25 protein-coding genes are annotated in these 26,564 nt (G+C 64.4%); 9 read left to right on the top strand and 16 right to left on the bottom strand.

Going from position 1 to position 26,564, the window contains the following annotated elements:
• Positions 1 to 133: 133 nt before the first annotated feature.
• Complete coding sequence (locus ACSHT2_RS02030) at positions 134 to 664, bottom strand: DedA family protein (RefSeq protein WP_035703691.1); 531 nt, start codon at positions 662 to 664, stop codon at positions 134 to 136.
• A gap of 273 nt (positions 665 to 937) precedes the next feature.
• Here ACSHT2_RS02030 and parE point away from each other — a divergent pair, with 273 nt between their 5' ends.
• The 4 genes from parE to ACSHT2_RS02010 all read left to right on the top strand — a co-directional run bounded on the left by parE (position 938) and on the right by ACSHT2_RS02010 (position 5,484).
• Positions 938 to 2,980, top strand: a complete 2,043-nt coding sequence (gene parE / locus ACSHT2_RS02025; protein WP_440640160.1) for a DNA topoisomerase IV subunit B — start codon at positions 938 to 940, stop codon at positions 2,978 to 2,980.
• 435 nt (positions 2,981 to 3,415) lie between these two features.
• Positions 3,416 to 4,198, top strand: coding sequence for an outer membrane protein (locus tag ACSHT2_RS02020; RefSeq protein ID WP_440640159.1), 783 nt, complete (start codon positions 3,416 to 3,418; stop codon positions 4,196 to 4,198).
• Between the two features lie 308 nt (positions 4,199 to 4,506).
• On the top strand, positions 4,507 to 4,692 hold the full coding sequence (locus ACSHT2_RS02015; RefSeq protein ID WP_440640158.1) for a hypothetical protein: 186 nt from the start codon (positions 4,507 to 4,509) through the stop codon (positions 4,690 to 4,692).
• Between the two features lie 21 nt (positions 4,693 to 4,713).
• Positions 4,714 to 5,484, top strand: coding sequence for an SDR family NAD(P)-dependent oxidoreductase (locus tag ACSHT2_RS02010; protein WP_028177580.1), 771 nt, complete (start codon positions 4,714 to 4,716; stop codon positions 5,482 to 5,484).
• A 110-nt stretch (positions 5,485 to 5,594) separates the two neighbouring features.
• Here the strand turns inward: ACSHT2_RS02010 and ACSHT2_RS02005 are convergent, their stop codons facing one another.
• The 4 genes from ACSHT2_RS02005 to ACSHT2_RS01990 form a co-directional block, all read right to left on the bottom strand.
• Complete coding sequence (locus tag ACSHT2_RS02005) at positions 5,595 to 6,362, bottom strand: outer membrane protein (protein WP_440640157.1); 768 nt, start codon at positions 6,360 to 6,362, stop codon at positions 5,595 to 5,597.
• Between the two features lie 178 nt (positions 6,363 to 6,540).
• On the bottom strand, positions 6,541 to 7,788 hold the full coding sequence (locus ACSHT2_RS02000) for an FAD-dependent oxidoreductase (RefSeq protein ID WP_440640156.1): 1,248 nt from the start codon (positions 7,786 to 7,788) through the stop codon (positions 6,541 to 6,543).
• Positions 7,789 to 8,106: 318 nt separating this feature from the next.
• On the bottom strand, positions 8,107 to 8,322 hold the full coding sequence (locus tag ACSHT2_RS01995) for a hypothetical protein (protein ID WP_440640155.1): 216 nt from the start codon (positions 8,320 to 8,322) through the stop codon (positions 8,107 to 8,109).
• A gap of 94 nt (positions 8,323 to 8,416) precedes the next feature.
• On the bottom strand, positions 8,417 to 9,931 hold the full coding sequence (locus tag ACSHT2_RS01990) for a caspase family protein (protein WP_440640154.1): 1,515 nt from the start codon (positions 9,929 to 9,931) through the stop codon (positions 8,417 to 8,419).
• 202 nt (positions 9,932 to 10,133) lie between these two features.
• Here ACSHT2_RS01990 and ACSHT2_RS01985 point away from each other — a divergent pair, with 202 nt between their 5' ends.
• The 3 genes from ACSHT2_RS01985 to ACSHT2_RS01975 all read left to right on the top strand — a co-directional run bounded on the left by ACSHT2_RS01985 (position 10,134) and on the right by ACSHT2_RS01975 (position 14,156).
• Entirely contained in the window at positions 10,134 to 11,111 is a 978-nt protein-coding gene (locus ACSHT2_RS01985) for a helix-turn-helix transcriptional regulator (protein ID WP_440640153.1), read from the top strand.
• Positions 11,112 to 11,410: 299 nt separating this feature from the next.
• Positions 11,411 to 12,925, top strand: a complete 1,515-nt coding sequence (locus ACSHT2_RS01980) for a DEAD/DEAH box helicase (RefSeq protein ID WP_440640152.1) — start codon at positions 11,411 to 11,413, stop codon at positions 12,923 to 12,925.
• A 163-nt stretch (positions 12,926 to 13,088) separates the two neighbouring features.
• A complete protein-coding gene (locus ACSHT2_RS01975; protein ID WP_440640151.1) occupies positions 13,089 to 14,156 on the top strand; it encodes a GGDEF domain-containing protein in 1,068 nt (355 codons plus the stop codon).
• A 58-nt stretch (positions 14,157 to 14,214) separates the two neighbouring features.
• On the opposite strand, the gene ACSHT2_RS01970 is transcribed toward ACSHT2_RS01975, so the two are convergent.
• From ACSHT2_RS01970 to ACSHT2_RS01935, 8 genes are all read right to left on the bottom strand, one after another.
• Positions 14,215 to 14,676 carry a TfoX/Sxy family protein gene (locus ACSHT2_RS01970; RefSeq protein WP_440640150.1) on the bottom strand — a complete coding sequence of 154 codons (462 nt, stop codon included), beginning with the start codon at positions 14,674 to 14,676 and terminating at the stop codon, positions 14,215 to 14,217.
• 180 nt (positions 14,677 to 14,856) lie between these two features.
• Positions 14,857 to 15,255 (bottom strand): HesB/IscA family protein, encoded by a 399-nt coding sequence (locus ACSHT2_RS01965; RefSeq protein ID WP_028177248.1) that lies wholly within the window; start codon positions 15,253 to 15,255, stop codon positions 14,857 to 14,859.
• Positions 15,256 to 15,303: 48 nt separating this feature from the next.
• A complete protein-coding gene (locus ACSHT2_RS01960; RefSeq protein ID WP_018323035.1) occupies positions 15,304 to 15,675 on the bottom strand; it encodes an SUF system Fe-S cluster assembly protein in 372 nt (123 codons plus the stop codon).
• Positions 15,672 to 16,919: a cysteine desulfurase gene (locus ACSHT2_RS01955; RefSeq protein ID WP_440640149.1), complete on the bottom strand. Its 1,248-nt coding sequence runs from the start codon at positions 16,917 to 16,919 to the stop codon at positions 15,672 to 15,674. Before ACSHT2_RS01955 ends, ACSHT2_RS01960 begins: the two co-directional genes overlap by 4 nt.
• A complete protein-coding gene (gene sufD, locus ACSHT2_RS01950) occupies positions 16,916 to 18,238 on the bottom strand; it encodes a Fe-S cluster assembly protein SufD (RefSeq protein ID WP_440640148.1) in 1,323 nt (440 codons plus the stop codon). Before sufD ends, ACSHT2_RS01955 begins: the two co-directional genes overlap by 4 nt.
• A gap of 12 nt (positions 18,239 to 18,250) precedes the next feature.
• Entirely contained in the window at positions 18,251 to 19,000 is a 750-nt protein-coding gene (sufC, locus tag ACSHT2_RS01945) for a Fe-S cluster assembly ATPase SufC (protein ID WP_035675958.1), read from the bottom strand.
• Positions 19,001 to 19,133: 133 nt separating this feature from the next.
• On the bottom strand, positions 19,134 to 20,630 hold the full coding sequence (sufB, locus tag ACSHT2_RS01940) for a Fe-S cluster assembly protein SufB (RefSeq protein WP_440640147.1): 1,497 nt from the start codon (positions 20,628 to 20,630) through the stop codon (positions 19,134 to 19,136).
• Between the two features lie 113 nt (positions 20,631 to 20,743).
• Positions 20,744 to 21,883 carry a cysteine desulfurase family protein gene (locus tag ACSHT2_RS01935; protein WP_440643023.1) on the bottom strand — a complete coding sequence of 380 codons (1,140 nt, stop codon included), beginning with the start codon at positions 21,881 to 21,883 and terminating at the stop codon, positions 20,744 to 20,746.
• A gap of 340 nt (positions 21,884 to 22,223) precedes the next feature.
• Between ACSHT2_RS01935 and ACSHT2_RS01930 the strand changes: the two genes are divergently transcribed.
• The gene (locus ACSHT2_RS01930) at positions 22,224 to 22,871 is read left to right on the top strand and encodes an alpha/beta hydrolase (protein WP_024337874.1); all 648 of its coding nucleotides are present in this window, start codon (positions 22,224 to 22,226) and stop codon (positions 22,869 to 22,871) included.
• 10 nt (positions 22,872 to 22,881) lie between these two features.
• On the opposite strand, the gene ACSHT2_RS01925 is transcribed toward ACSHT2_RS01930, so the two are convergent.
• The 3 genes from ACSHT2_RS01925 to ACSHT2_RS01915 all read right to left on the bottom strand — a co-directional run bounded on the left by ACSHT2_RS01925 (position 22,882) and on the right by ACSHT2_RS01915 (position 25,093).
• A complete protein-coding gene (locus ACSHT2_RS01925) occupies positions 22,882 to 23,205 on the bottom strand; it encodes a DMT family transporter (RefSeq protein ID WP_440640146.1) in 324 nt (107 codons plus the stop codon).
• 9 nt (positions 23,206 to 23,214) lie between these two features.
• Positions 23,215 to 23,892 (bottom strand): glutathione S-transferase family protein, encoded by a 678-nt coding sequence (locus ACSHT2_RS01920; RefSeq protein ID WP_440640145.1) that lies wholly within the window; start codon positions 23,890 to 23,892, stop codon positions 23,215 to 23,217.
• Between the two features lie 97 nt (positions 23,893 to 23,989).
• The gene (locus tag ACSHT2_RS01915) at positions 23,990 to 25,093 is read right to left on the bottom strand and encodes an anhydro-N-acetylmuramic acid kinase (protein WP_440640144.1); all 1,104 of its coding nucleotides are present in this window, start codon (positions 25,091 to 25,093) and stop codon (positions 23,990 to 23,992) included.
• Between the two features lie 166 nt (positions 25,094 to 25,259).
• Here ACSHT2_RS01915 and tyrS point away from each other — a divergent pair, with 166 nt between their 5' ends.
• Positions 25,260 to 26,513 (top strand): tyrosine--tRNA ligase, encoded by a 1,254-nt coding sequence (gene tyrS / locus ACSHT2_RS01910; RefSeq protein WP_440640143.1) that lies wholly within the window; start codon positions 25,260 to 25,262, stop codon positions 26,511 to 26,513.
• Positions 26,514 to 26,564 lie beyond the last annotated feature (51 nt).

Here is a 26,564-nt window from a genome sequence, read left to right as displayed (position 1 = left end):
CGATGATCTCAAACGCGATCGACCGCCCAAACCGCTAAAGAGCGGCGGCGGCGACGGGCGAACAGGATGGTCGCGGCGTTGATCATGGCGCGCGGCTATAAGGCCAGATCGGGTTCCGGTCAAGATGCCGGCGTCAGATGACGCGCCAGATCCATTCCATGATCTTGGCGAGCACGTCGCCGAACAGCAGGAGCACGGCCGACCAGATCAGGGCCGAGACGAAATTCGCGGCCTGGAAACTCCAATAGGGCATCTCGAAGATGCCGGCCGCAAGCGGCACGGAGGCGCGCAAGGGGCCGAAGAAGCGCCCGATGAAGATGCTGGGTATGCCCCAGCTGCGCACGAAAGCCTCGCCTCTCGGCAGCAGGTCCGGATAACGCGAGAGCGGCCACATCTGGGCAACCCTCTCCTTGTAGCGGTAGCCGAACCAGTAGGAGACCCAGTCGCCCAGCGCCGCGCCGAGGCCGCCGGCAATCCAGACCGGAAAGAAACTGATGCCGCTGACCCCGATCAGCGCACCGATAGCCACCAGCGCGCCCCAGGCCGGAACCAGCAGCGAGATGAACGCAAGCGACTCCCCGAACGCGAGCAGAAACACGATCGGTGCCGCCCAGGCCTGGTGAACGCGCACGAAATCAGCCAGGGCGTGCGCAAATTGCTCCATCAAAAATAGCCTTCCCGCCCCGTCTCAAGGTGCTGCTCGATGAAAAGGACTGGTAAGCCAAGGACTTGTGTGACATCAAGTCACAAAACCCGACATCACGCCAGCGAACCGTCAAATTGCCGGGAACTTGTGGTCCTGCGGCGTAAAATCGCCGGGATTGGCTCCCAACCCACACCGCCAACCCCCGCCTGCGGTAACCTTTCCAAGGCAGAAGTGGCATAGTCGGCCTAGCCGATTCGCCGCTTATGCGGCCCTCAAAACACATCAAGATATATGTCCAAGCAGTTGAAGCCCAAAGCAAAAGACGACTTTTTTGGCGGCGACGAGCCGAAACCCCGCGCCGCCAGGGCGGCGCCGCGCGGAAGCGGCGGGGAAGCCGACTACACGGCAGCCGACATCGAGGTGCTCGAAGGCCTGGAGCCGGTGCGTCGCCGGCCCGGCATGTATATCGGTGGCACCGACGAGAAGGCGCTCCATCACCTGTTCGCCGAAGTCATCGACAACTCGATGGACGAGGCACTGGCCGGGCACGCGACCTTCATCGAAGTCGAGTTGAGCGCTGACGGGTTCCTGACCGTGACCGACAACGGCCGCGGCATCCCGATCGATCCTCACCCGAAATTCCCGAAGAAGTCGGCACTCGAAGTCATCATGTGCACGCTGCATTCGGGCGGCAAGTTCGACAGCAAGGTCTACGAGACCTCGGGCGGCCTGCACGGCGTCGGCATCTCCGTGGTGAACGCCCTCTCCTCGCGCCTCGAGGTCGAGGTCGCGCGCAGCCAAAAACTCTACCGCATGACGTTCGAGCGCGGCCACCCGAAGGGCAAGCTCGAGGACCTCGGCAAGATCAACAACCGCCGCGGCACGCGCGTGCGCTTCAAGCCCGACACCGACATCTTCGGGGCCAAGGCCGCGTTCAAGCCGCAGCGCCTGTTCAAGATGGCGCGCTCGAAAGCCTATCTGTTCGGCGGCGTCGAGATCCGCTGGAACTGCGCGCCCGAGTTGCTCAAGGGCATCGACGACGTGCCGGCCGAAGCGACGTTCCACTTCCCCGGCGGCCTCAAGGATTATCTCGCCGCGGCGATCCACGCCGATACGCTGGTGCATCCCGACATTTTCTCCGGCAAGTCGGGCCGCAACGGCGCGCATGGCGCCTGCGAATGGGCCGTGGCCTGGACCGCGGATGCCGACGGCTTCCTCTCCTCCTACACCAACACCGTGCCGACGCCGGATGGCGGCACGCACGAATCCGGCCTGCGCAGCGCACTGCTGCGCGGCCTGAAGGATCACGCCGAGCGCGTCGGCCAGGGCAAGCGCGCGGCCTCCGTCACCTCCGAAGACGTGATGGTCGGCGCCGCCGTGATGCTGTCGGTGTTCGTGCGCGAGCCCGAATTCCAGGGCCAGACCAAGGACCGCCTCGCCACCGCGGAAGCGCAGCGCATCGTCGAGCAGGCGATGAAGGATCCGTTCGACCATTGGCTGTCGGGCAATCCGAACATGGCCAACCGGCTGCTCGACTTCGTGATCGACCGCGCCGAGGAACGGCTGCGGCGGCGGCAAGAGAAAGAGACCTCGCGCAAGACCGCCGGCAAGAAGCTGCGCCTGCCCGGCAAGCTCGCCGACTGCACCGATGCCGGCACCGAGGGCTCAGAGCTGTTCATCGTCGAGGGTGACTCGGCCGGCGGCAGCGCCAAGCAGGCGCGCGACCGCAAGACCCAGGCCGTGCTCCCCCTGCGCGGCAAGATCCTCAACGTCGCTTCCGCCGGCAAGGACAAGCTGACGGCGAACGCCCAGCTCGCCGACCTCGTGCAGGCGATCGGATGCGGAACGCTGGCGCAGTATCGCGAGGAGGATCTGCGCTATCAGCGCATCATCATCATGACCGACGCCGACGTCGACGGCGCGCACATCGCCTCGCTCCTGATCACCTTCTTCTACCGGCAGATGCCGCGACTGATCGACGAGGGCCACCTCTTCCTCGCGGTACCGCCGCTCTACAAGCTGACGCACGGCACCAAATCGGTCTACGCCCGCGACGACAAGCACAAGGACGAGCTGATCAAGACCGCGTTCAACGCCAACGCCAAGGTCGAGGTGAACCGCTTCAAAGGCCTCGGCGAGATGATGCCGGCGCAGCTCAAGGAAACCACAATGGATCCGCGCAAGCGGACGCTGCTCAAGGTGGTCCTGCTCGCCGACGACCGGGACACCACCGCGGATTCGGTGGAGCGCCTGATGGGCACCAAAGCCGAGGCGCGCTTCGCCTTCATCACGGACAAAGCCGAATTTGCCAGCGAAGAGCTGCTGGACGTCTGAGGCCTCAACCGGGCCGGCCGCGTTCCACGACAGCCCCGGCCAAAGCCGGGGCTGTCGTGTTTAGGGGACGACCGCCTTGTCCGGCAGTGTTGCCGGGATGTTTCCGTTGATTCCCGAAATCGACGCATGCCGACTCGGCTGGCGACTCGCAGGCGCCAAGCCGAGGCAGGATTGCCTCCATTTCGGACAAAGCCGACTTTGCTAACGACACGTTACTCGAAGTCGAAGTTTGAAATTTGCCGCAACTTATTGAAACGTCTGATTTATTTACGATGCGCGTGATGCAACCTGAAATACTCCGACACCGGTGTTTTCCGGCGACTGTGCCTGCCCGGCAACAGCTTTTCGGCGAGAACCGTCTATAGTTCGGGCATCAGATGAAACGAACTTCAGCGCGCTCGCGCCTGCTGCGACAGACCAAGTTGGGGATTTGATATGAAGAAGACTTTGCTCGCTCTGTCCGCGGTTGCGGCGATGACCGGTTCGGCCTCGGCGGCCGACCTCGCGGCCCGTCCTTACGTGAAGGCCCCGATGCCCGCGCCCGTCGCCAACTGGACCGGCTTCTACGTGTTCGGCGGTGGCGGCGGCGGCCTTTCCAATGCTGACCAGCACGTTGTCGACACCGCCACGGGCACCCCGCTGACGATCAGCCAGCGCCAGGGCGGCTCGGGCTGGTTCGGCACCGTTGGCGCCGGCTACGACTGGCAGTTCAGCGGCACTTGGGTCGCTGGTGTGTTCGCCGACGGTCAGTTCGGCAGCATCCGCGCCACCATCCAGGATCCGACCCTCGGCATCACTGGCAACCAGAAGCTGGAAACCTCCTGGGCCGCGGGTGTTCGCCTCGGTTGGCTGGTCGCCCCGAACGTTCTCTCCTACGTCAACGGCGGTTACTCCGGCGCTCATTTCGGCCAGACCAACTTCACGACGCTGGGCGGCACTCCCGTGGGCGCCCATCTCAGCAGCTACGATCGGCATGGCTGGTTCGTGGGTGGCGGCGTCGAGAACAGCCTGAACATCTTCGGCATCACGTCGCCCGGCTGGTTCATGAAGACCGAGTATCGTTCGGCCTTCTACAATGCCAAGACTCAGGACGAACTGCTCGACGGCAGCAACCTCCCGGTCGGCAACAGCATCCGCGCCAACAGCTGGAACCAGACGATCTCGACCTCGCTGGTCTACCGCTTCAACTGGACCGGTCCGGTCGTCGCGAAGTACTGATCCGATCTCACGATCAAACGTCAAAGCCCCGGCATCGCCGGGGCTTTTTCGTTTGGGGCCGGGCGGCCGACACTCGCCAGCAATGACCTGTACGGCGAGCCGGGCTCCGTCCGCCGACGATCGGCACTGCCGATCGCCCGGCGGCGAATTGCTTGTCCAGGGACACGCTCCCTCCCCGCCGGCAGCTTGCGCCGGTGCCGCCATTGTATCCACACCGAAGCTACGGCTAGTGTGCGCCCAAGCTTTCGCGGCGGCGGCGATCCTTCGTCGCCCCGCCGCCGACAGAAGCGGACCGATGGGAGGAATGCATGCGCAGATTTCTGCTGGTCGCAGGCCTGCTTGCGACTGCCGTCGGGCTGCTCTGGATCGGACAGGGCACGGGCACCGTTCCGTGGCCGCGATCGAGCTTCATGGTCAACCAGCTGCAATGGGCCGGCTATGGCGCAGCCGTGGCCGGCTTCGGGCTGGTGCTGATCTGGCAGAGCAACCGATAGAAGAAACCAGGGAATGAAAGCATGACATCCAGCCGGTTCGATCTTCGCGGCAAGGTGGCGATCGTCACGGGAGGCAATGGCGGCATCGGCCTCGGCATGGCGCGTGGCCTTGCCGACGCCGGCGCCGACATCGCCGTGGTCGGACGCAACGAGACCAAGTCCGCCGCCGCCGTGTCCGATCTCAGACAGCGCGGCGTGAAGGCGATCGCCGTCACCACCGACGTGACCGACAAGGCGGCGGTTGCGGCAATGATCGAGCGCGTCGTCGGGGAGCTCGGCCGCATCGACGTGCTCATCAACAATGCCGGCATGAGCATCCGCAAGCCGCCGCACGAGCTCGAGCTCGACGAGTGGAACAAGGTGATCGACACCAACCTCACCAGCGCCTTCGTGTGCTCGAAGCTGGCCTATCCGGCGCTGAAGGCGTCCGGCAACGGCAAGGTGATCAATATCGGTTCGATGATGTCGATCTTCGGCGCGAGCTTCGCGACAGCCTATGCGGCGAGCAAGGGCGGCATCGTGCAGTACACCCGCGCCTGCGCCAACGCCTGGGCGCCCGACAACATCCAGGTCAACGCCATCCTGCCGGGCTGGATCGACACCGATCTCACCCGCGGCGCCCGGCAGCAGGTCTCGGGGCTGCACGAGCGCGTGCTTGCGCGCACGCCTGCAGGCCGTTGGGGCGACATCGACGACTTCGCCGGCATCGCCGTGTTCCTCGCCTCGCCCGCGTCGAACTTCGTCACGGGCACCGCGATCCCCGTCGACGGAGGCTTCTCGGTGATGGCCTGAGGCCCGACCTGCCGCAATCAAACGACACAAAAAAGAAGCCCCGGACCAGGCCGGGGCTTTTGAAATTTGCAGTGCTTTTCTTGATCGTTGGTCGCGTTGCGTCGACGTGCTCAGTAGCGGCCGATGGTCGGCGCGTCGAACTTGTAGCTCGCGCGCACGACGGCCCATTGGATGTCGCGCGGCTTGGCATCGAAGGTGTAGTTACCCGAGGTGCCGCCGAGCTGATAGGTCTGGCTGCCGAAGGCCGCATAGTTGTATTCGAGGCCGACGATCCAGTTACGGGTGACACCGTATTCCCAGCCGGCGCCGACGGTCCAGCCGTTGGCCCAGTGAGTCTGTTCGCCCGAACCCGTCGCCACGCCGGCGGTGTCGGTGACCGAGAGACGGTTGTTCACGCCGGCATAGCCGCCCTTGATGTAGAACAGGTTGTTCTGCACGGCGAAGCCGGCGCGACCGACGACGGTCGCGAGCACGTTGGCGCGCCAGGAGAACACGTCGTCCGCGGCGCCAAACACGTTGTTGACGACCGTGCCCTTGTTGTCGAGGCCGGAGATCGTCCCTTCCACGCCGAACACGTAGTTGTTGGCCTGCCAGTTGTAGCCGATCTGGGCGCCACCCATGATGCCCGAGTTGCGCTGACGGAAGCCATCACCCGGCGAAAGATCGCCGAACGGCGCGCCGGTCCCGTTGTTGGTGAACTGCTCGTTGGTCCAGGCGCCACCGATATGACCGCCGACATAGAATCCGGTCCAGTTGAACAGCGGCTCGACATAGGCGGGCGCCTTCGTATAGCGCGCACCGAGATCGGCGGCGGAAGCCGCGCCGGTCGAAACCAGAGCTGTCGTGCAGGCGAAGGCGGCAATCAATTTAATACGCATGGTACACCCCGTGTCCTTTGATGGGCGCACGGTCACAGACGGCTCTTACTAAAAATGAAATCAACACGGTTAACGTGGCGGATGAGCTCGCATCGGCCCGAGAATGCGTCGGCGCTGTTGCAGGCGCGCAACGCGCCCCGCGCGATTTAGCACAGCGTTATCCCTACCAAGTCCTACGCTAGTATCCTGGTGCGGCCTTCGAATGCACGTGCTCGGGCCGCACGCCGAGCGCAAGCAGGCGCGCCGGAATGCCCTGAAGCCACGGCAGCGCGGTGACGAGGCGCACGACCAGCGGCACTTTGAGCGGCCGATCGCCGCCCTGCAAGGCGCCGCTGATGATGTTGTTCTGCACGATCACCTGCATTGCTTGCGTCATCTTCACCGGAAACTCGCGTCGGCGCCTGATAGCATCGAGCTCGTCCTCGGTCGGGCAGCCACGCTGAAGCTTGTCCGCCAACAGATTGGCGGTCGCGACTGCGTCCTGCACGGCGAGATTGACGCCAACGCCGCCGACCGGCGACATCGCATGCGCGGCGTCGCCGATGCACAACAGGCCCGGCTGCGTCCAGCGCTCGAGCCGGTTGATCGCGACCGTGAGCAGCTTGATATCGTCAAAGCTCTTCACCTCGGCGATGCCGGATCGAAGGATCGGCGCCATGCGCGTGACGTCGTCAAGCAACGCCTGCAATCCCCTCGCCTTCACCGCTTCGTGCTGTCCCTTGGCGATGACATAGGCGCATTGCCAATAGTCGCCGCGGTCGAAGGTGATCATCATCTTGCCCGGCTCGACCCGCGCGAACACGTTCTCGGTCTCGTCGGGTCTGCGGCCGGCGCGGAACCAGAGCACGTCCATCGGCGCACCGATCTCCTCGACCTCAAGGCCAGCGCGCTCCCGCACAGTCGAATGCCGGCCGTCGCAGGCAATGGTGAGATCGGCCTCGATGTCGATGATGCCGTCGGGCGTCTTCGCCCGCACCCCGGCGACCGTCTCGCCGCGGCGGATCAGATCCACCGCCTCCGTGCTCATCATCACCTTGAGCGAGGCGAAACGCCGGCCGGCCTCGCGCAGGAAATTCAGGAAATCCCATTGCGGCATGAAGGCGATGAAGGGATATTTGGTGCGGAGCCGGCTGAGATCGGCAATGCGCACCGGCGTGCCGCCGAACAGCCCGTCCATCTTCTGCAAGCGCTGATGCGGCAGCTTCAGGAAGCCATCGATCAGGCCGAGCTCGTCCATCACCTGAAGCGTCGAGGGATGCACGGTGTCGCCGCGGAAGTCGCGGAAGAAATCCGCATGCTTCTCCAGCACCACCACGTCAATGCCGGCCCGCCCCAGCAGATAGCCGAGCATCATGCCCGCCGGCCCGCCGCCGACGATGCAGCAGCGGACTTTCATGGTCTGGTTTGGTTGCTGGTCGGATGTCATTGCCGCTGCGAGCCGCGATGTGAGTATCGATCAGGATATGCCGGACGATACTAGCGCGATTCAGGCCGAAGGCAGCCTCAATTTGCAGGCTGAAGCGCGCCGAGGCCGGTTTGCAGCGGTAAACAGGCAGGCGCCCCGATAAAAAAGGCCCGCAGAACGCCGGCCTTGCCTGAAGCGGGACCAGACTATTTCTAATCCTCGTTGCTGGTGCCGGTGCCAGGATTAAATTTTCGGATCATTGATGGTCTCCCTGGTTTGACAGACAATCCAAGCGACCAATGAGTTGTTCCTTTCGCGGGAGATCGACGTTCGCTTGCCTTAGAGCTTCGGCGACTTCCGCTCCCATGGGCGCTTGCCGTCGGCGTCGCGATCCCAGGGGCGAGTGATCGGAGCTCCCCTCTCGGCCTCGTCGGCCTTCGCACGTTCCGCTTGAACGCGTTCGCGGTCGGTGAGTGGCGGCGCCGTGGGAACAGGCGTTGTCTGCGCCAGAACCGGAAGCGTCGTAAGGAGTACGACGGTAATGAATTTTGTCATCCCCGGCTCTAGCACTTTCACCTTGGCCTGTCCCGATTTAAGTTCGTCCGCTCCGTCAGGTGATCCCGTCACAATCCGCCGGCTGAACAGCGCATCAATGATTGCTGCGGTTCGCGCTGCGAAAACTCTTGATCTCCGAGACGCTGCCGTCCCGGTAGGTCAGTTCCACCGAGACGGACTGCGTGCTTGACGCGAGCTTCATGTAGAGCGGCATGCCGGCGGTGATCGCGCTGGGGTCGCGCATGTCGCAAGGCGGCATCTTCAGCACCTGGTTCGGCACGGCGGTGTCGATGCCGATGCGCACCTCGCGGATTGCGCAGCGGTAGGACACGAGATGCGTGTAATAGACCAGCAGCCCGTTGAACTCGCGGAACGACAGCCAGCTCGTCGCGGTCATGTCGAGGATCTTGCGCTGGTCGCGGATCAGCGCGGCCTCGGGATCGAACCTGATCGGGAACGGTCCCTGCATCTCGCCGGACTGATCGACATAGCGGATCTCGATGGTGCCGGCCTGCGCGTCAGGCGGCAGCTCGATCGACGGGTTCGGCATCCGCTTGCGCGTGCGTGGATCGAGCGTGTCGATGAAGCCGGTCTCGCGGAAATCGCCCTTGCCGGCTATGCGCCAGGAAATGCCGAGCGTCGGGTCGGCGAAGGAGAACACCACGCTCCAACCGCCATTGTGCCGCGAGAAGCTCGCGATCGGCGCGTTGGTGGTCTCCTCCCTTGGCATCTGTGGCACCGACACCGGCGGCAGCGCCGCAAGCTTCTGCGGCGGCGGATCGGCCGGACGCGCGGCGGCATCCTTCGCGATGCCGCTGAGGAAGACGTCGTCGACCATCTGGTCGAAATAGACCGGCACCTGCTTGTGCTTGACGGTATCGGCCAGCTCGCTGACGGCACGCCGCGTGCGCTGGGCCACCTGTACGAGATTCTCGCCGGGCTGGAGCAGCTCCTTGGCGAAAGTGCGCGTGAACACCGAATTCGGATTGGTGTCGTCGTTGGACAGACGATCGAGCGCGGTCTGGCGAGGTCCAGCCGAGAACACCGAGAACACGCCTTCGGGCAGTTGCGTCATCGGCGCGAGCCCGCCGCCGCCGGCGACCGCGCGGGTGCCCTTGCGCTCGAACGGGTTGTTGCGGCAGGCGTCGAACACCAGGATTGATGTCCGCGCCTTCTTGTTCTGAAGGCGCTCGACGATGCGGTCGGCCAGGATCGCGGCGTCGCGCACCAGCTCTTCCTGTCCTTCCGTCGCCGCCGGCACGTCGGTCGGCAGCAAATAGTTCTGGCCGGCGATCTCGAAGCCGTGGCCGGCGTAGAAGAAGAACGCGGTGTCGCCGGGCTCGATCGCCCTGTCGAAGGCGAGCAGCGTCTCGGAGAATTGCTGCCGGCTCTGGTTCTCCGCGACCATCACCGAGAAGCCGAGCTGCTTGAGCGTGTCGCCCATGGTGCGGGCGTCGTTGACGGCCTTGAGCAACCTCGGGACGTTCTTGTAGTCGTTGTTGCCGACGACGAGCGCGACGCGCTTCTCGGCCTGGGCGGGCGCTGCGAAGCCGCTCAGGCTCGCCGCGAGGCCAAGGGCCGCCAGAATTCCGAAAAGCCGACGCGTCATCGCAAAATATCCCGTTGCAGAACGGCCCTACGCCGGTTCCTTCGAATAGCAGTTCATGGGATCCCCTGCCGCTGTGTGATAGTCGGCCCAGAGGCAACGACGGTTCAAGGGGCCCGGGCTCCGATTCCACGATCTGGCTATGGCCGATTGCATTGGAATCTGCTTCTTCTTGGACGATTTCGCCGGAAAACGAGGGGCAGCCGTGTTTCGCTGGTGTACGGACGAGGTGGAGCCACACGACCGCTTCGAGTATTGGCGCGAAGTGCGCGCCAAGGGATTGTTCGGCGTTACCGCCGAGCTCGAGCGCGAGCGGCGAACGAACTTCTTCGGCGAGTTCTCGCTGCGCCAGCTTGGCGGGGCCGGCCTCGTCGAGCTGAAGGCCTCGCCCTACGCGGTCGAGCGCAGCACGTCCGACATCGCCGACGCCCCGGGTGACGCAATCTGCGTCTACCAGCAGCTCGGCGGCGGTGGCTGGTTCGGTGGCATGCGCGCGAGCGACTTCTCGATTGCCAACGGCAGCTTCGCCACCAGCCATACCGACCTGCCTTACCGCACCGCGCCGCTGGGCGTCGGGGGCTTCCACCTGCGGATCCTGAAGATTCCCGTGAGCAGCATCCCGACGCAGGACAAGCGCATGCGCGAGCTTGCGCCCCGGACGTTCGACGATCCGACCCTGGCGCCCCTGCTCGCTGCCTGCTTTGCCGATCTCGGCGAGGCCGCCGCGGATGATGCCGCCGCCGATGCGCCCCCTCTCGTCCAGACCTCCCTGGTTCAAGCTTTGGCCCATCTGGCGCTGATCGAGCGCGGCATTGTGCGGCCCGGCAGCCGGCGCGGCCAGGCCGCGCTGCGAACCGCGCGCCTTTCGCAGGCCCGCCGCCTGATCGCCCGCCACCTGCAAAACCCCGATCTGGCGCCGACCATGGTGGCCGACCTGCTCGGCGTGTCCGTGCGTCACCTGCACATGCTGTTCGAGACGGCAGAGAGGAGCTTCTCGCAGACCGTGACGGACGAGCGGCTGAAACGGAGCCGCCGCCTGATGCGCGAGGCGCCGGATCGGCTGATCGCCGATATCGCGACCTCCTGCGGTTTCGAGAGCCTTGCGACCTATTACCGGGTCTTCAACGCCGCCTATGGGATGGCGCCCGGTGACTTCCGGGCCAAGGGGTCGGATGGGCGTTAGCCGACCTATCGGCGGATCCGGCCGCGCCGACGGGCTGGGCGAAAAAGGCGAGCCACGCCCGCGATTTGGGCAAAAACCTCAGGTTTTTTAGGGCCTTCCCGCGCCCGCTCCATTGACTTTGGCCAATTCCCCCCTATGTTCCGAGGCGACGCGGCTCAGATCGACGAGCGATTCCTGAGCCTTGCGCTTTGTTCGCGTGAGTCAGCACCCCCAGCTTCTTCGAGAGCGCGCCGTTTCGGGGTGGAACGCGACAGCCTTATTACCCTCGATTCCGAACGGCGGTTTCGACCAGAGGCTCAATGTCCTTTTCAAATCTCGGACTGTCCGAAAAAGTCCTCGCCGCAGTGGCGGCTACCGGTTACACCACCCCCACCCCCATCCAGGAACAGGCGATCCCTCACGTCCTCGCACGCAAGGACGTGCTCGGCATCGCCCAGACCGGCACCGGCAAGACCGCGGCCTTCGTGCTGCCGATGCTCACCATCCTCGAGAAGGGCAGAGCCCGGGCGCGCATGCCGCGCACGCTGATCCTCGAGCCGACCAGAGAGCTCGCGGCCCAGGTGAAGGAGAACTTCGACCGCTACGGCGCCGGCCAGAAGCTCAACGTCGCCCTGCTGATCGGCGGCGTCTCCTTCGGAGACCAGGATGCCAAGCTGATGCGCGGCGTCGACGTGCTGATCGCAACCCCCGGTCGCCTGCTCGACCACACCGAGCGCGGCGGCCTGCTGCTCACCGGCGTCGAGCTCCTCGTCATCGACGAAGCCGACCGCATGCTGGATATGGGCTTCATTCCCGACATCGAGCGCATCTGCAAGCTCGTCCCGTTCACGCGGCAGACCCTGTTCTTCACCGCGACCATGCCGCCGGAAATCCGGCGCATCACCGAAGCCTTCCTGCACAACCCGCAGAAGATCGAGGTCTCCCGGCCCGCCACCACCGCCGTCACCGTCACGCAAGCCCAGGTGCCTGCCGGACGCGAGGCGCACGAGAAACGCGAGCTGCTTCGCCGCCTGCTGCGCGAGGCCAAGGACCTCAAGAACGCGATCATCTTCTGTAATCGCAAGCGCGAGGTTGCCATCGTTCACAAGTCGCTTCAGAAGCACGGCTTCAGCGTCGGCGCGCTGCACGGCGACATGGACCAGTCGGCCCGCACGGCGGCACTCGAACAGTTCCGCAAGGGTGAGCTGCCGCTGCTCGTCGCCTCCGACGTCGCCGCCCGCGGCCTCGATATTCCCGAGGTCAGCCACGTCTTCAATTTCGACGTTCCCCATCACGCCGACGACTACGTTCATCGTATCGGCCGCACCGGCCGCGCCGGCCGCACCGGCACCGCGATCTCGATCGTGACGCCACTCGACCAGAAGTCGATGGCAGCGATCGAAAAGCTGATCGGCCAGAGCATTCCGCGCGCCGAAGGCGATTTCGAAGTCTCGGCCGAGGCCGCCGATGCGAGCGAGCGTCCGCGCGAGCAGCGCGGCCGTGAACGTTCACGCGGAGGACGCGGCAAGCCGCAGCGCAGCCGCGACCGTGAGCGCAGTCACGAGCCGCGCGACGCACGGGGCGAGGCAAGACATGCTTCCGAATCAAGGCCGCCTTCGGAGACGCGACAGCCCGCCGAATCAAAGCATCGGCCCGACGACAAGCGTCGGGCGGAGCCGCGTCACGAAGCGCGCCAGCAGGCCAACACCTCGCATGTACCCTCGATCGGCCGTCCCGAGCCGCGCCGCCAGCGCGAGGTCGACACCGAGCCGGGCGATCACTCGCATCTGCCGGCGTTTCTGCTGCGGCCGGTTCGCTCCCCTGCCGGCGCCTGAAGCGCGAGCGCTCCAGATTCCGGTTGAGCAAACCCGTCGCGCACTTTATTAGACGCCTTCGTGAACGTATATTTACGGGGCGTTCACGATCGTCCGTTAGCCTACGAACATAATTTAAGCATTGCTGCGGTCGAAGGCGCGCGACCGCTGTGGGGTATGTTCTGTGATCAAGGTGCTCGATGAACACGAACGCACGATGGCGTTCGCCGAGGTGGCGCTCGGTCAGATCCGATCGCTCCGGCAGACGGCAATTCCCCGCAATTACGAGATCTGGTACGTCTACGCCACCGGCTACAACGCACCGCTCAACAAGATCATCAACGAAACGCTGGCGCGCAGCGGCAAGCTGACCGAAGCCGATCTCGAGCAGATCTACGAGACCTATCTCTCCCACATCAAGACCACCGACCGCATCGACAAGGTCGGCGCGCGCGTCATCGGCGAGATCGACGACGTGATGAACGTCTTGGGCGACGCGCTCGGCATGACCAGCGCCTACGACGCCAACCTGTCGGGCGCGACCGAGAAACTGTCGTCGGCCAGGAACCGCGACCAGGTCAAGGCAATCGTCGAGGCCCTGCTGCGCTCGACCAGCGAGATGCGCGAGACCAACAAGGCGCTGGAAGACCGGCTCACGCTGTCGAAGAACGAGATCAGCAATCTCCAGCAGAGCCTGGAAGCGATCCGCGCCGAGAGCCTGACCGATCCGCTCACCGGCCTCGGCAACCGCAAATATTTCGACCGCATGATCGGCATGGCCGTGCAGAGCGCACTCGCCTCGGGCGAGCCGTTGTCGCTGCTGCTGTTCGACATCGATCATTTCAAGTCGTTCAACGATTCCTACGGCCATCTCACCGGCGACCAGGTACTGCGGCTCGTCGGCCTTTCGATGAAGCAGACCATCAAGGGCCAGGACATCACCGCCCGCTATGGCGGGGAGGAATTCGCGGTCGTGCTGCCCAACACCGCGCTGCGCCAGGCTCTCACGGTGGCCGACCACATCCGCCGCGCCGTGATGGCGAAGGAATTGAAGAAGAAATCGACCGGCGAGATCCTCGGCCGCGTCACCATCTCCGTCGGCGTCTCCATGCTCAAGGAGGGCGACGACACCGACTCGCTGATCGAGCGTGCGGATGCCTGCCTCTACGCCGCCAAGCGCAACGGTCGCAACCGCGTCATCTGCGAAGCCGACCCGGAATACGCGGCCGAGACGCACAGCCGGGTGGCATAGGTTTTCACCGGCTCTTTGTAGGGCGGGCAAAAGGTGGGCAGCGCCGTGCCCACCATCTCTATCCTGAACGGCGGGCACGCTTTGCTTTGCCCACCGTGCCAACCGCCTTCTTGGCGGTGGTGCTGGCCGGCCGCTTCTTCGCAACGGGATTCTTCGGTTTCGCTTTCTTCGCCGCCGCCCTCTTCGCCTTCGGCCGCTTCTTCACCTTGGCGCGCTGGGCGGCGGCGAGCGCGGCCCTCGCCCATTGTGCAAGCTCTGCGGAATCGTCGAACAGGCGTGCGGGCAGCTCCCAGTAGGAGTTGACCATCACGGTCTTGGCGCGCGTCTGGTACTGGAACGGCTTTGAGCCTTCGGCCTCGAAGTCCGGAATGGTCGTCTCATCGGCGCGGAAGAACAGGCCCGCGCGCAAGGACAGCGCGAAATTGACACCGTCGGCGGAGATTCCGTAGCCCGAGAACATCTTGCGGATGGTGACGGGGCCGAAATCGGCGAACAGGTCGATCAGGAATTCGCGGTCCATGCCTGGATGCCTCCCCATCGTCGTCCGGGCGAAAGCCAGGACACATTACCCCAGGGAGTAGTTTAGCGAAGACTGGAAGTTACGCCACGTGGTACGGACACCTCCCACGATCGAGGCATCACGCGGTATGGGTCCTGGCTTTCGCCAGGACGACAGCGGAGTTGGAGACGCGAGCCGGGTCTACCCGTCGATCTTGGCCGGCCGCAGCTCGACCGATTCGCCGCAGCCGCAGGCGGAGACCTGATTGGGATTGTTGAAGACGAACTGGGCCTGCATCTTGTCGGCCTTGTAGTCCATCTCGGTACCAAGCAGAAACAACACGGCCTTGGGATCGACCAGGATCTTGACGCCCTTGTCCTCGACGACCTCGTCGGTCGGCCGGATCTCGTGGGCGTATTCAACCGAGTAGGACTGACCGGCACAGCCGCCGTTCTTCACGCCGACGCGGAGGCCCACGATCTCGGAGTCTGCACGCTGAGTCAGCTCGGTGATGCGCTGGGCAGCGGCATCCGTCAGACGCATCACCTGCGGGCGCGGACGCCGGGGCTTCGGGGTGGATACTGGTGTTATCTGGGTCATATCAATGATGTGGTCCGTTGCGGCGCGAATTCAATGCCGATGGTGGCGTCACCACATGTTGAGCACGAGGCGCGCCTCGTCGCTCATGCGTTCCGGCGACCACGGCGGCTCCCAGACGACCTTGACGTCGACCACGCCGACGCCAGGGACGCTGGCGACCGCGTTCTCGACCATGGTCGGCAGTTCGCCGGCGGCCGGACAGTTCGGCGTCGTCAGCGTCATCTGCACGTCGACCGAGCGGTCGTCCTTGATCTCGACCTTGTAGATCAGGCCGAGCTCGTAGATGTCGGCCGGGATCTCCGGATCGAACACGGTCTTGAGCCCGGCGATGATCTCGGTGGTCAGACGCTCGGTCTCCTCCGGGGGCAGCGCCGAATGGGTCTCCATCGGACTAGCTTTGATTTCGGCCGTGTCACTCATGCGAACAAATCCCGCGCTTTCAGAAGCGCCTGTGCCAGATGATCGACTTCTTCCCGCGTATTATACATGCCGAACGAGGCCCGGCATGTCGCTGTCACGTTGAACCGCTCTAAAAGCGGCATCACGCAATGGGTGCCGGCGCGCACCGCGATGCCCTGGCGGTCGATCACGGTGGCGACGTCATGGGCATGCGCGCCCTTGAGCTCGAAGGAGATCACCGGGCCCTTGCCCCTCGCCGTGCCGATCAGCCGCAGCGAGTTGATCTCGCGCAGGCGCTCCTGGGCATAGGTGGTGAGATCGTGCTCGTGGGCGGCGATGCGCTCCTTGCCGATCGAATTGACATAGTCGATGGCGGCGCCTAGGCCGACGGCCTCGACGATGGGCGGGGTGCCGGCCTCGAACTTGTGCGGCGGGTCGCCGTAGGTGACGATGTCGCGCGAAACCTCGCGGATCATCTCGCCGCCGCCGTTGTAGGGGCGCATCGCGACGAGGTGGTCGTACTTGGCCCAGAGCACGCCGATGCCGGTCGGCCCGTACACCTTGTGGCCGGTGAAGACATAGAAGTCGCAGCCGATATCCTGGACGTCGACCGGCAGATGCACCGCGCCCTGGCTGCCGTCGACCAGCACCGGAATGCCGCGGGCATGGGCGATCTTGACGACGTCCTTGACCGGCACGATGGTGCCGAGCGCGTTCGACATCTGGGTGATCGCGACCAGCTTGGTCTTGGCCGTGAGCAGCTTCTCGAACTCGTCGATGAGGAAATTGCCCTCGTCGTCGACCGGCGCCCATTTGATCACGGCACCCTGGCGTTCCCTGAGGAAGTGCCACGGCACGATGTTGGAGTGGTGCTCCATGATCGAGAGGACGACCTCGTCGCCTTCCCCGATGTTCGGCCCGCCCCAGGACGAGGCGACCAAGTTGATCGCCTCCGTCGCGTTGCGGGTGAAGATCACTTCTTCGGTTCGGGGGGCGTTGATGAACTGCGCGACCTTGGTGCGGCCGCCCTCATAGGCCTCCGTCGCCGCATTGGCGAGGTAGTGCAGGCCGCGATGCACGTTGGCGTATTCGCTCGTATAGGCCTGCGTCATGCGGTCGAGCACCGACTGCGGCTTCTGCGCGGATGCCGCGTTGTCGAGATAGACCAGCTTCTTGCCGTAGACCTGCAAAGCGAGCGCCGGGAAATCCTGGCGCACGCGCGCGACGTCATAAGCGCCGTTCTTGACCGCCGGATGCGTGCTCATGATCGCCGCTCCAGCCAGCGCTCGGCGATGCCGATCACATGCTCGCGCAAGCCGTCATCGGCGATCTGCTCGATCGCCTCGCCCACGAAGGCCTGGATCAGCAGCGCCTGGGCCTGCTTCTCCGGCAGGCCGCGCGCCTTGAGATAGAATAGCAGGCTGTCGTCCAGCGCGCCGGCGGTGGCGCCGTGGCCGCAGGAGACGTCGTCGGCAAAGATCTCGAGCTCGGGCTTGTTGTCGGCCTCGGCTTCGTCCGAGAGCAGCAGCGCGCGCGTCATCATCTTGCCGTCGGTCTTCTGCGCGTCGGGGCGGACGATGATGCGGCCCTGGAACACCGAATGGGCGCGGTCGTCGATCACGGCGCGGAAGATCTCGCGGCTGACGCAGTTCGGAACGGCATGGTCGACCACCAGCGTGGTGTCGCCGTGCTCGGTCTTCTGCAACAGGTTCACGCCATTGATGGAGAGCTCGCTGCCCTCGCCCGCCAGCGTGATGAAGCCCTGCAGCCGGCTGACCGCGGCACCGCTGGTCATGTTGAAAAAATTGAGCTTGGTGTTGGCACCGACGGTGACGAATTGCGAGGTGATGTTCACCGCATCGGGCGCGTCGTCCATCAGACGGATGTGCGCGACATCGGCGTCATCGCCGATCCAGAGGATCACCGCATCGTTGACCTGATAGCCGCCTGCCTTTCCGGCCGCGACGAATGTCTCGATGATCGTGGCACGAGCACCTTTGCCAATTCGCAGATGCGAGCGGGTGAACGCGGACGCGCCAGCCGCCGTCGCAACATGGATGATTTGGATCGGCGCGGCCAGTTGCACGCCGTCGGCGATCGTGACGACCACCCCATCCGTCGCCATGGCTGCATTGAGCGAGATCACTGCATCGGTCGAGGTGGTCCGGAGGAGATCGCCAGCGACCGGGTTGGCCCCGTTGTCCAGGATCTCGCGCAGCGTCTTGACACCCGCTTCTGAAACCAGCGCCTTCACGTCGGATAGATCGGCCGCGAACACGCCGTCGACCAGCACCAGCTTGCGGGCGCCTTCGATCGCATGCGCCTTCACCACGTCCGCGGCGCGCTTCAGCGCGGCCGCATCGGGCGCGGCTGCCAGCGGCAGCACCTCGCCGACCAGCGCGCGCAGGTCGGTGTATTTCCATTCCTCGATCCGGCGGTGCGGCAGGCCGAGACGCTCATAGCTCTCGAACGCCTCGCGGCGCGCCGCGATCACATCAGGCGATCCCGGCAAGCGGCCTTCTGCGCTGGCGAAGAGATCGCTCACCGCGCGGCCGCTTCCGGTCTTTGCCACAGCAACGTTCATTGCAACCAATCCTTACGCGGCCTCGAACTGGGCGTAGCCGGACGCTTCCAGCTCCAGCGCCAGCTCCTTGCCGCCGCTCTTCACGACGCGGCCCCTCGACATCACATGCACGACGTCGGGCACGATGTAGTTCAGCAGCCGCTGATAGTGGGTGATGACGACCATCGCGCGCTTGGGCGAGCGCAGCGCGTTGACGCCGTCGGCCGCAATGCGCAGCGCGTCGATGTCGAGGCCGGAATCCATCTCGTCGAGGATGCACAGACTCGGCTCGAACAGCGCCATCTGCAGCACCTCATTGCGCTTCTTCTCGCCGCCTGAGAAGCCGACATTGACACCGCGCTTGAGCATGTCCTGCGGAATGTTCAGCGACTTCGAGACTTCACGCACCTTCTTGAGAAAATCGGGCGTCGAATATTCGCTCTCGCCGCGCGCCTTGCGTTGCGCGTTGAGCGCGGTGCGCAGGAAGGTCATGGTGGCAACGCCGGGAATTTCGACCGGATACTGGAACGCCAGGAACACGCCCTTCGCGGCGCGCTCCTCCGGCGCCATCTCCAGCAGGTCCTCCCCCTTGAACAGGATCTGGCCGTCGGTGACTTCATATCCGGGCTTGCCGGCGATGACGTGGGAGAGCGTCGACTTGCCGGAGCCGTTCGGCCCCATGATCGCGTGCACCTCGCCCTCGTTCACGGTCAGCGTCAGCCCGTGGAGGATTTCACGCTCCTCGACACGAACCTTGAGGTCTTTCACTTCAAGCAAAGCCATTGTCTTGTTTCCATCTATCTCCTCATCCTGAGGAGCGCCGCAGGCGCGTCTCGAAGGACTGAGGCCACCAATCTTTCCGAAATCCATCCTTCGAGACGGCCGCTTGCGCGGCCTCCTCAGGATGAGGCCGGACCTAGCCGACCGATCCTTCGAGCGAGATCGAGATCAGCTTCTGCGCTTCCACCGCGAATTCCATCGGCAGCTGCTGCAGCACGTCCTTGACGAAGCCGTTGACGACGAGGCCGACAGCCTCCTCCTGCGAAAGCCCGCGCTGGATGCAGTAGAACAGCACGTCCTCGGAGATCTTCGAGGTCGTCGCCTCGTGCTCGAATGTCGCCGACGAGTTCTTCGCCTCGATGTACGGCACGGTGTGCGCGCCGCATTTGTCGCCGATCAGCAGCGAATCGCAGGCCGTGAAGTTGCGCGCGCCGGTTGCCTTGCGGTGTGCCGTCACCAGTCCACGATAGGTGTTCTGCGACTTGCCGGCGGCGATGCCCTTGGAGATGATCCGGCTCGTCGTGTTCTTGCCGAGATGGATCATCTTGGTGCCGCTATCGACCTGCTGATAGCCGTTCGAGATCGCGATCGAGTAGAACTCGCCGCGGGAATTGTCGCCGCGCAGGATGCAGCTCGGATATTTCCAGGTGATGGCAGAGCCGGTCTCGACCTGGGTCCAGGAGATCTTGGAATTGTTGCCGCGGCAGTCGCCACGCTTGGTGACGAAATTGTAGATGCCGCCCTTGCCTTCCGAATTGCCGGGATACCAGTTCTGCACCGTCGAATATTTGATCTCGGCGTCGTCATGCGCGACGAGCTCGACCACGGCGGCGTGCAGCTGGTTCTCGTCGCGCTGCGGCGCGGTGCAGCCTTCGAGATAGGAGACGTAGGAGCCCTTGTCGGCGATGATCAGCGTGCGCTCGAACTGGCCGGTGTTGCGCTCGTTGATGCGGAAATAGGTCGACAGCTCCATCGGGCAGCGCACGCCCGGCGGCACGTAGACGAACGAGCCGTCGGAGAACACCGCCGAGTTCAGCGTCGCGTAGAAATTGTCCGAGGTCGGAACCACGGAGCCGAGATATTTCTGCACCAATTCAGGGTGCTCGCGGATCGCCTCCGAGATCGGCATGAAGATCACGCCGGCCTTCTTCAACTCGGCCTTGAACGTGGTCGCAACCGACACCGAATCGAAGACGGCATCGACCGCGATCTTGCGGCGGGCCGGGTCTTCCTCGCCGACCTTCGGCTCGACGCCTTCGAGCATGGCGACTTCCCGCAAGGGGATGCCGAGCTTCTCGTACGTCTTCAGGATCTCCGGATCGATCTCGTCGAGCGAGGACACCGTCTTCTTCGGCTTCGGCGCCGAATAGTAATAGAGGTCCTGGAAGTCGATCTTGGGATAGTCGACACGGGCCCAGGTCGGCTCAGTCATGGTCAGCCAGCGCCGATAGGCTTCCAGCCGCCACTGCAGCATCCAGGCGGGCTCGTTCTTCTTCTCGGAGATGAACTTGACGGTTTCTTCCGACAGCCCCTTGGGGGCCTTGTCGGACTCGATCAGGGTCTCAAACCCATAACGATACTGGTCGACGTCGATGCGCTTCACGCGCTCGACCGTCTCTTGTACGGCTGGCATTTCATCCTCCGCTCGCGGTTTCAAGGACCGCGGTGGATCAAACTCGGTCGAGTATTACGATATTTCTCTGCGGAAAGCACGGGCTTAGAACCGTTCGAGCCGTGTTTCGTCGCTTAGCCCTTAAGTAGGGTATTACCAAGCTTTCGCCAAGCCTCTAACGCCCTATTGATGTCATCTGGCTCCGTGGACCAGCCCAGACTGAGGCGCACCGCTCCCTGGGCGACCGAGGGGTCGTAGCCCATGGCAGACAGGACGTGGGACGGCTGGACCTTGCCGGAGGAGCAGGCGGAGCCGGAGGAGACGGCGATGCCCTCCAGATCGAAGCCGATCACGGCGGTTTCGGCCTTCATGCCTGGCGCGGTGAAGAGCACGGTGTTCGGCAAGCGCTCCACGTCGTCCGCAAAGACCGTCGCTCCGGCAATTCCGTGCAGGCCATTTTCCAAGCGATCCCTGAGGGTTGCCATTCGCTTCACATCCTCCGGCAGAGCCTGAAGCGCGGCCTTCACCGCTGCCCCGAAGCCGGCGATCCCAGCGACGTTCTCGGTTCCGGCCCGACGGTTGAGCTCCTGCCCGCCGCCACGCAGCACCGGCTCCAGACCGGCTATCCCCTCGGCCATCACCAGTGCGCCGACCCCCTTGGGGCCGCCGATCTTGTGCGCAGAAAAGGTGGCAAGGTCGGCGCCTACTGATTTGATATCGAACGGGAATTTGGCCAACGCCTGGATCGCATCGACGTGCAGAAGGCCGCCGGCCTCGTGGACGATGCTTGCGGCCTCAGCGACGGGCTGGAGCGCGCCGGTCTCGTTGTTGGCGGCCATGATCGAGACCAGGGCCGGCGGGCCGTCCTTGAGCCGTACCCTCAGGTCCTCAAGGTCGACCACGCCGGAACGCGTGACCTGGATCAGACCGATCTTGTCTGCCGGGAACCGGCCGCCGGCCAGCACCGAAGCATGCTCGACCGCCGAGACCAGCAGCCGCTCGACAGGGGCGCCGGACGGCTCCCGCAGATCCGGCGAGAGCGCCAGCGCATTGGCCTCGGTTCCAGCGGAGGTGAAGACGACGTTCCGCGGTAGCGCACCGACCGCCGCGGCAAGCACGGCGCGGGCATCCTCGACCCGCCGTCGCGCCTCCCGCCCTTCGGCATGGACCGAGGATGGATTACCGATCAAGTCGTATGCAGCCAGAATCGCAGCCCGCGCTTCCGGGCGGAGCGGCGTGGTCGCGTTCCAATCGAGATAGACCCGGGCTCGCATTGAGTAGGATATTACCTTACGTCGCAGAGGGCTTTCGCGTCGTCCCGACATGGGCCGCGGGCACGCACTTGGCAACCCGATTCCGAATGAGCGGCCCGGCGTGACGCGCTCATGACAGGCTAACGCCTTGAACCGATTGGCTGATGTTCAAGATGCTTGCTTTTTGACCCTCAGCCTATGTTAGAACGCGCACCGTCAAGTCACCGCGCGCTCTCAGCGCATCACCGCAAGGCGCGCCTTCTCACCCTTCATTCGCGCTTCCGTCGGCATCTGCCGATGAAGCCATAATCGGTTGATTGCTAGGGATCATCTCTCCAGGGAATCAATCAAGAGATCACCGATGCCCGAAGTCATTTTTACCGGCCCTGCTGGCCGCCTCGAAGGCCGCTATCACCCGGCCAAGCAGAAGAACGCGCCGATCGCTATGATCCTGCATCCGCATCCGCAGTTCCACGGCACGATGAATCACCAGATCGTGTACCAGTGCTACTACGCCTTCGCGCATCGCGGCTTCTCGGTGCTGCGCTTCAATTTCCGCGGCGTCGGCCGCAGCCAGGGCTCGTTCGACCACGGCACCGGCGAGTTGTCGGATGCGGCCGCCGCGCTCGACTGGGCGCAGACCATCAATCCCGAAGCGCGCGCCTGCTGGGTCGCCGGCTTCTCCTTCGGCGCCTGGATCGGCATGCAGCTGCTGATGCGCCGTCCCGAGGTCGAGGGCTTCATCTCGATCGCGCCGCCCGCGAACCTCTACGACTTCTCGTTCCTCGCGCCCTGCCCCTCGTCGGGGCTGATCGTGCATGGCGAGAAGGACGCGGTGGTGCCGCCGAAGGACGTCAATACGCTGGTCGAGAAGCTGAAGACGCAGAAGGGCATCGTGATCGATCAGCAGATCATCCCCGGCGCCAACCATTTCTTCGACGCCAAGCTCGAGCCGCTGATGGAAACCATCACGGCGTATCTGGACATGCGTCTCGCCAACGTGCGGTGAAGGGTGCAGCTCAAGCGAGCTTGAGCGCGACGATCCCCATCAAGACGAGCGCGATGCCCGCAAGCTTCATCGCGCTCAAGGACTCGCCGAACAGCACCACGCCCATCAGGAAGGTGCCGGCGGCGCCAATGCCGGTCCACACCGAATAGGCCACGCCGACCTCGAGCACCTTCAAGGCGCGTCCCAGCAGGAAGACGAAGGCAGCGAGCAGCACGAGCGACGCGATGCTCCAGCCGGGCCGCGTATACCCTTCCGCATATTTCATCGCGATCGCCCAGCCGACGTCGAGCAGGCCTGCGATTACGAGCATGGCCCAAGCCAACGACGGAGACATGGCGCGCGCTCAGGCCGCAAGCTTGAGCAGATGCGCATCGTGGCGCAGGAGGAAGGCGCGCAGCAATTGCGGATAGTCCGCGCCGACCGCGCTGCGCACGCTCGGACGTTTCGCGAGCTCGGCGCGCCACGCACGGACCTTCGGCACATCGCGGAAGATGCCGTGCTCGGTCAGTTCGTCGAACAGATCGAAATAGCGGAAGATCGGCGCGAACACGGCGTCAACGAGACTGAACGCGTCGCCGGCAAAGAATGGACCTGTGCCGAGCGCGGCCTCGACGCGCGCAAATTTCGCCGCGAGCGCATGGCGCTTGCTTTCGAAGGTCGCCGGATCGCTCGTGGTTTCCAGGCCCCAGAGATCACCGAGGATCGCCGAGCCGAACTCCATCCAGGCGCGGTGCTCGGCACGCTCCAAAGCATCAGCCGGATGCAGCTTCGCGCCACCTTGTATCTCCTCGATGTATTCGCAGATGACGTTGCTCTCGAACAGCGCGACCTCGCCCTTCTCCGTCGTGACCACAAGCACCGGCACCTTGCCGAGCGGCGACAGCTTCAGAAACCAGTCGGGCTTGCTGGCGAGATCGATGTCGATCCGCTCGAACGGCACGCCCTTCTCTTTCAGCGCGATCACCGCGCGCTGCACATAGGGACAAAGCTTGTGGCTGATCAGTTTGAGCGAGGCGGTCATGGCGATGATCCCGGCAGTTAGATGCAACTGCATCCAATGTAGATGCATTTGCATGCACCTGTCAAGATCAATGCACCTGCATTAATCAGCCGTGATCTCAGGGCCGCGCCATGATCCCGCCGGTCATCGGCATCGGCACGCCCGTGGTGGAAGGATAGGACAGCGGCAGGCCCTTCAGGCCGCGGGCGGCGAGAAAGCCGAAGGCTTGCGCCTCGATGGCGTCGGAGGCCCAGCCGAGCGTCTCGGCGGCCTCGACGGTGGCCGAGCCCACCCGCTCGCGCAGCATCCGCAGCATGGTGAGGTTGCGGGCGCCGCCGCCGCAGACGATCCAGCTGCGCGGCCGCCGCGGCAACAGCGGAATGACCCGGGCGATCGCCGCCGCGGTGAAGGCAGTCAGCGTCGCGGCACCGTCGGCCGGCGCGACGTCGCCGAGCTTCAGGGCGGCAAAATCGTTGCGGTCGAGCGATTTCGGCGGCGGCAGCGCGAAGAACGGCAGCTCCAGCGCCCGCGCGATCCAGGCTTCATCCACCTTGCCGAGCGCTGCGAATTTGCCCTCGGCATCGAACGCCTGGTTCATGGTGCGGTACATGAAATCGTCCAGCAGCGCATTGCCGGGACCCGTGTCGCAGGCGATCAACGTATCGTTGCCATCGATATAGGTGATGTTGGAGACCCCGCCGATATTGACCACGACGATCGGCGCCTCGCGCTCCAGCGAGTGGGCGAGCGCGCGGTGGTAGACCGGCACGAAGGGCGCGCCCTGCCCGCCGGCCTCGACGTCGGCGGCGCGGAAATCATGCATCACGGGGATATGGATGGCCCTGGCCAGGGCCGGCGCGTCGCCAATCTGCACCGTCAGCCGTTTTTCGGGCCGGTGCAGCACGGTCTGGCCGTGGAAGCCGACGATGTCGATGTCCTCCGGTCTCATGCGGTTCTGGGCGAGGAAGGCAGTGACTGCCTCGGCATGGGCCCGCGTCACCGCGCGCTCGGCATCGGCCAGAATGCCCGGGCGGGCGTCGCGTTGCTGCAGATGCACGGCCTCGCTCAGCGCCTGGCGCAGCAGGTTGCGCTCGGCCGGGCTGTACGGCCGGTAACCGGATGGCCCGAACGCCTTCACCTGTTTTCCGTCGGTTTCGATCAGCGCGACATCCACCCCGTCCAGCGAGGTGCCGCTCATCAGACCGAGTGCCGTCAACATCATGGAATCAGCGTCCTCAAAAGACCCGCCCTGGCGTGCCGATCTTGTGCCAGAGGGACACATCTTATAATGCCAACGCGCCAAGTGGCGGGCGGTCATCGGGTTCCCGCGGAAGACCCTTAAATTGCCCCCAAAACAGTAAACCAAGAATTGTCAGGCACGCCGACAGATGACTGCATTTAAATCGGATTTCCTCAATATCCTGCAGGAACGAGGATTCATCCACCAGTGCTCCGATTTCGAGGGGCTGGATGCGCTTGCCGCCAAGGGCGAAGCCATCGCCTATGTCGGCTACGATTGCACCGCCCGCTCGCTGCACATCGGCAATTACCTGACCATGATGATGCTGCACTGGCTCCAGCAATCCGGCAACAAGCCGATCACGCTGATGGGCGGCGGCACCACCATGGTGGGCGATCCCTCCGGCAAGGACGAGACGCGCGCGATGCGCACCGTCGCCGAGATCGAGGCCAACAAGGAATCGATCCGCGGTGTGTTCGCAAAGGTGCTGCGTTATGGCGAGGGCAAGAGCGACGCCATCATGCTCGACAATGCGGAGTGGCTGACCAGGCTGAACTGGATCGAGATGCTGCGCGATGTCGGCCGGCATTTCTCGGTCAACCGCATGCTGACCATGGACTCCGTGCGGCTACGTCTCGAGCGCGAGCAGGAGATGAGCTTCATCGAATTCAACTACATGGTCTGCCAGGCCTACGACTTCGTCGAACTGGCCAAGCGCACGGGCTGCCACCTCCAGATGGGCGGGTCCGACCAATGGGGCAACATCATCATGGGCGTCGATCTCGGCCGTCGCATGGGCACCCACCAGCTGTTCGCGCTGACGACACCGCTGCTGACGACCGCGTCGGGCGCCAAGATGGGCAAGACCGCGCAAGGCGCGGTCTGGCTCAATGCCGACCAGTTCAGCCCTTACGATTTCTGGCAGTACTGGCGCAACACCGAGGACGCCGACGTCGGCAAGTTCCTGAAGCTGTTCACGACGCTGCCGATCGCCGAGATCAAGAAGCTCGAGGCGCTCGGCGGCTCGGAGATCAACGAGGCCAAGAAGGTGCTCGCGACCGAAGCGACCGCGCTGCTGCACGGCCGCGACGCCGCGAACGAAGCAGCGGAGACCGCGCGCCGCACCTTCGAGGAAGGCGCGCTCGCCGAAAGCCTGCCGACCGTGGAAATTCCGCGTAGCGAGCTGGACGCCGGCCTCGGCGTGCTCAACGCCTTCGTCAAGGCAGGCCTCGTTGCCTCCAACGGCGAAGCCCGACGGCAGATCAAGGGCGGCGGCCTGCGCGTCAACGACGCGCCAATTGCCGACGAGAAGATGGCCCTGACAGCGGGCAATCTGACGCCGGAAGGCGTGATCAAGCTGTCCTTCGGTAAGAAGAAGCACGTGCTCATCAAGCCTGCATAGGCGTATGAGCTTTTCACTGCTTGTCAGGTCGCGCCGAAGCGCGCCTCCTGA

This window comes from Bradyrhizobium sp. PUT101 (assembly GCF_052043945.1).
In the GTDB taxonomy this organism is placed as follows: domain Bacteria; phylum Pseudomonadota; class Alphaproteobacteria; order Rhizobiales; family Xanthobacteraceae; genus Bradyrhizobium.
Note: the sequence above shows the minus strand (reverse complement) of the source record. Positions and strands in the feature narration are given on the sequence as shown.

Excerpts from the sequence above, each read along its gene's own strand:
- ACSHT2_RS01990 (WP_440640154.1), bottom strand. The coding sequence starts at position 9,931 with ATGACGCGTCGGCTTTTCGGAATTCTGGCGGCCCTTGGCCTCGCGGCG.
- tyrS (WP_440640143.1), top strand. The coding sequence starts at position 25,260 with ATGACTGCATTTAAATCGGATTTCCTCAATATCCTGCAGGAACGAGGA.
- ACSHT2_RS02000 (WP_440640156.1), bottom strand. The coding sequence starts at position 7,788 with ATGACATCCGACCAGCAACCAAACCAGACCATGAAAGTCCGCTGCTGC.
- ACSHT2_RS01915 (WP_440640144.1), bottom strand. The coding sequence starts at position 25,093 with ATGATGTTGACGGCACTCGGTCTGATGAGCGGCACCTCGCTGGACGGG.
- ACSHT2_RS01955 (WP_440640149.1), bottom strand. The coding sequence starts at position 16,919 with ATGAGCACGCATCCGGCGGTCAAGAACGGCGCTTATGACGTCGCGCGC.
- ACSHT2_RS01925 (WP_440640146.1), bottom strand. The coding sequence starts at position 23,205 with ATGTCTCCGTCGTTGGCTTGGGCCATGCTCGTAATCGCAGGCCTGCTC.
- ACSHT2_RS02005 (WP_440640157.1), bottom strand. The coding sequence starts at position 6,362 with ATGCGTATTAAATTGATTGCCGCCTTCGCCTGCACGACAGCTCTGGTT.
- sufB (WP_440640147.1), bottom strand. The coding sequence starts at position 20,630 with ATGCCAGCCGTACAAGAGACGGTCGAGCGCGTGAAGCGCATCGACGTC.
- ACSHT2_RS01980 (WP_440640152.1), top strand. The coding sequence starts at position 11,411 with ATGTCCTTTTCAAATCTCGGACTGTCCGAAAAAGTCCTCGCCGCAGTG.
- ACSHT2_RS02015 (WP_440640158.1), top strand. The coding sequence starts at position 4,507 with ATGCGCAGATTTCTGCTGGTCGCAGGCCTGCTTGCGACTGCCGTCGGG.
- ACSHT2_RS01920 (WP_440640145.1), bottom strand. The coding sequence starts at position 23,892 with ATGACCGCCTCGCTCAAACTGATCAGCCACAAGCTTTGTCCCTATGTG.
- ACSHT2_RS02030 (WP_035703691.1), bottom strand. The coding sequence starts at position 664 with ATGGAGCAATTTGCGCACGCCCTGGCTGATTTCGTGCGCGTTCACCAG.
- parE (WP_440640160.1), top strand. The coding sequence starts at position 938 with ATGTCCAAGCAGTTGAAGCCCAAAGCAAAAGACGACTTTTTTGGCGGC.
- ACSHT2_RS01995 (WP_440640155.1), bottom strand. The coding sequence starts at position 8,322 with ATGACAAAATTCATTACCGTCGTACTCCTTACGACGCTTCCGGTTCTG.
- ACSHT2_RS01970 (WP_440640150.1), bottom strand. The coding sequence starts at position 14,676 with ATGGACCGCGAATTCCTGATCGACCTGTTCGCCGATTTCGGCCCCGTC.
- ACSHT2_RS01965 (WP_028177248.1), bottom strand. The coding sequence starts at position 15,255 with ATGACCCAGATAACACCAGTATCCACCCCGAAGCCCCGGCGTCCGCGC.
- ACSHT2_RS02010 (WP_028177580.1), top strand. The coding sequence starts at position 4,714 with ATGACATCCAGCCGGTTCGATCTTCGCGGCAAGGTGGCGATCGTCACG.
- ACSHT2_RS01960 (WP_018323035.1), bottom strand. The coding sequence starts at position 15,675 with ATGAGTGACACGGCCGAAATCAAAGCTAGTCCGATGGAGACCCATTCG.
- ACSHT2_RS02020 (WP_440640159.1), top strand. The coding sequence starts at position 3,416 with ATGAAGAAGACTTTGCTCGCTCTGTCCGCGGTTGCGGCGATGACCGGT.
- sufD (WP_440640148.1), bottom strand. The coding sequence starts at position 18,238 with ATGAACGTTGCTGTGGCAAAGACCGGAAGCGGCCGCGCGGTGAGCGAT.
- ACSHT2_RS01935 (WP_440643023.1), bottom strand. The coding sequence starts at position 21,883 with ATGCGAGCCCGGGTCTATCTCGATTGGAACGCGACCACGCCGCTCCGC.
- sufC (WP_035675958.1), bottom strand. The coding sequence starts at position 19,000 with ATGGCTTTGCTTGAAGTGAAAGACCTCAAGGTTCGTGTCGAGGAGCGT.
- ACSHT2_RS01930 (WP_024337874.1), top strand. The coding sequence starts at position 22,224 with ATGCCCGAAGTCATTTTTACCGGCCCTGCTGGCCGCCTCGAAGGCCGC.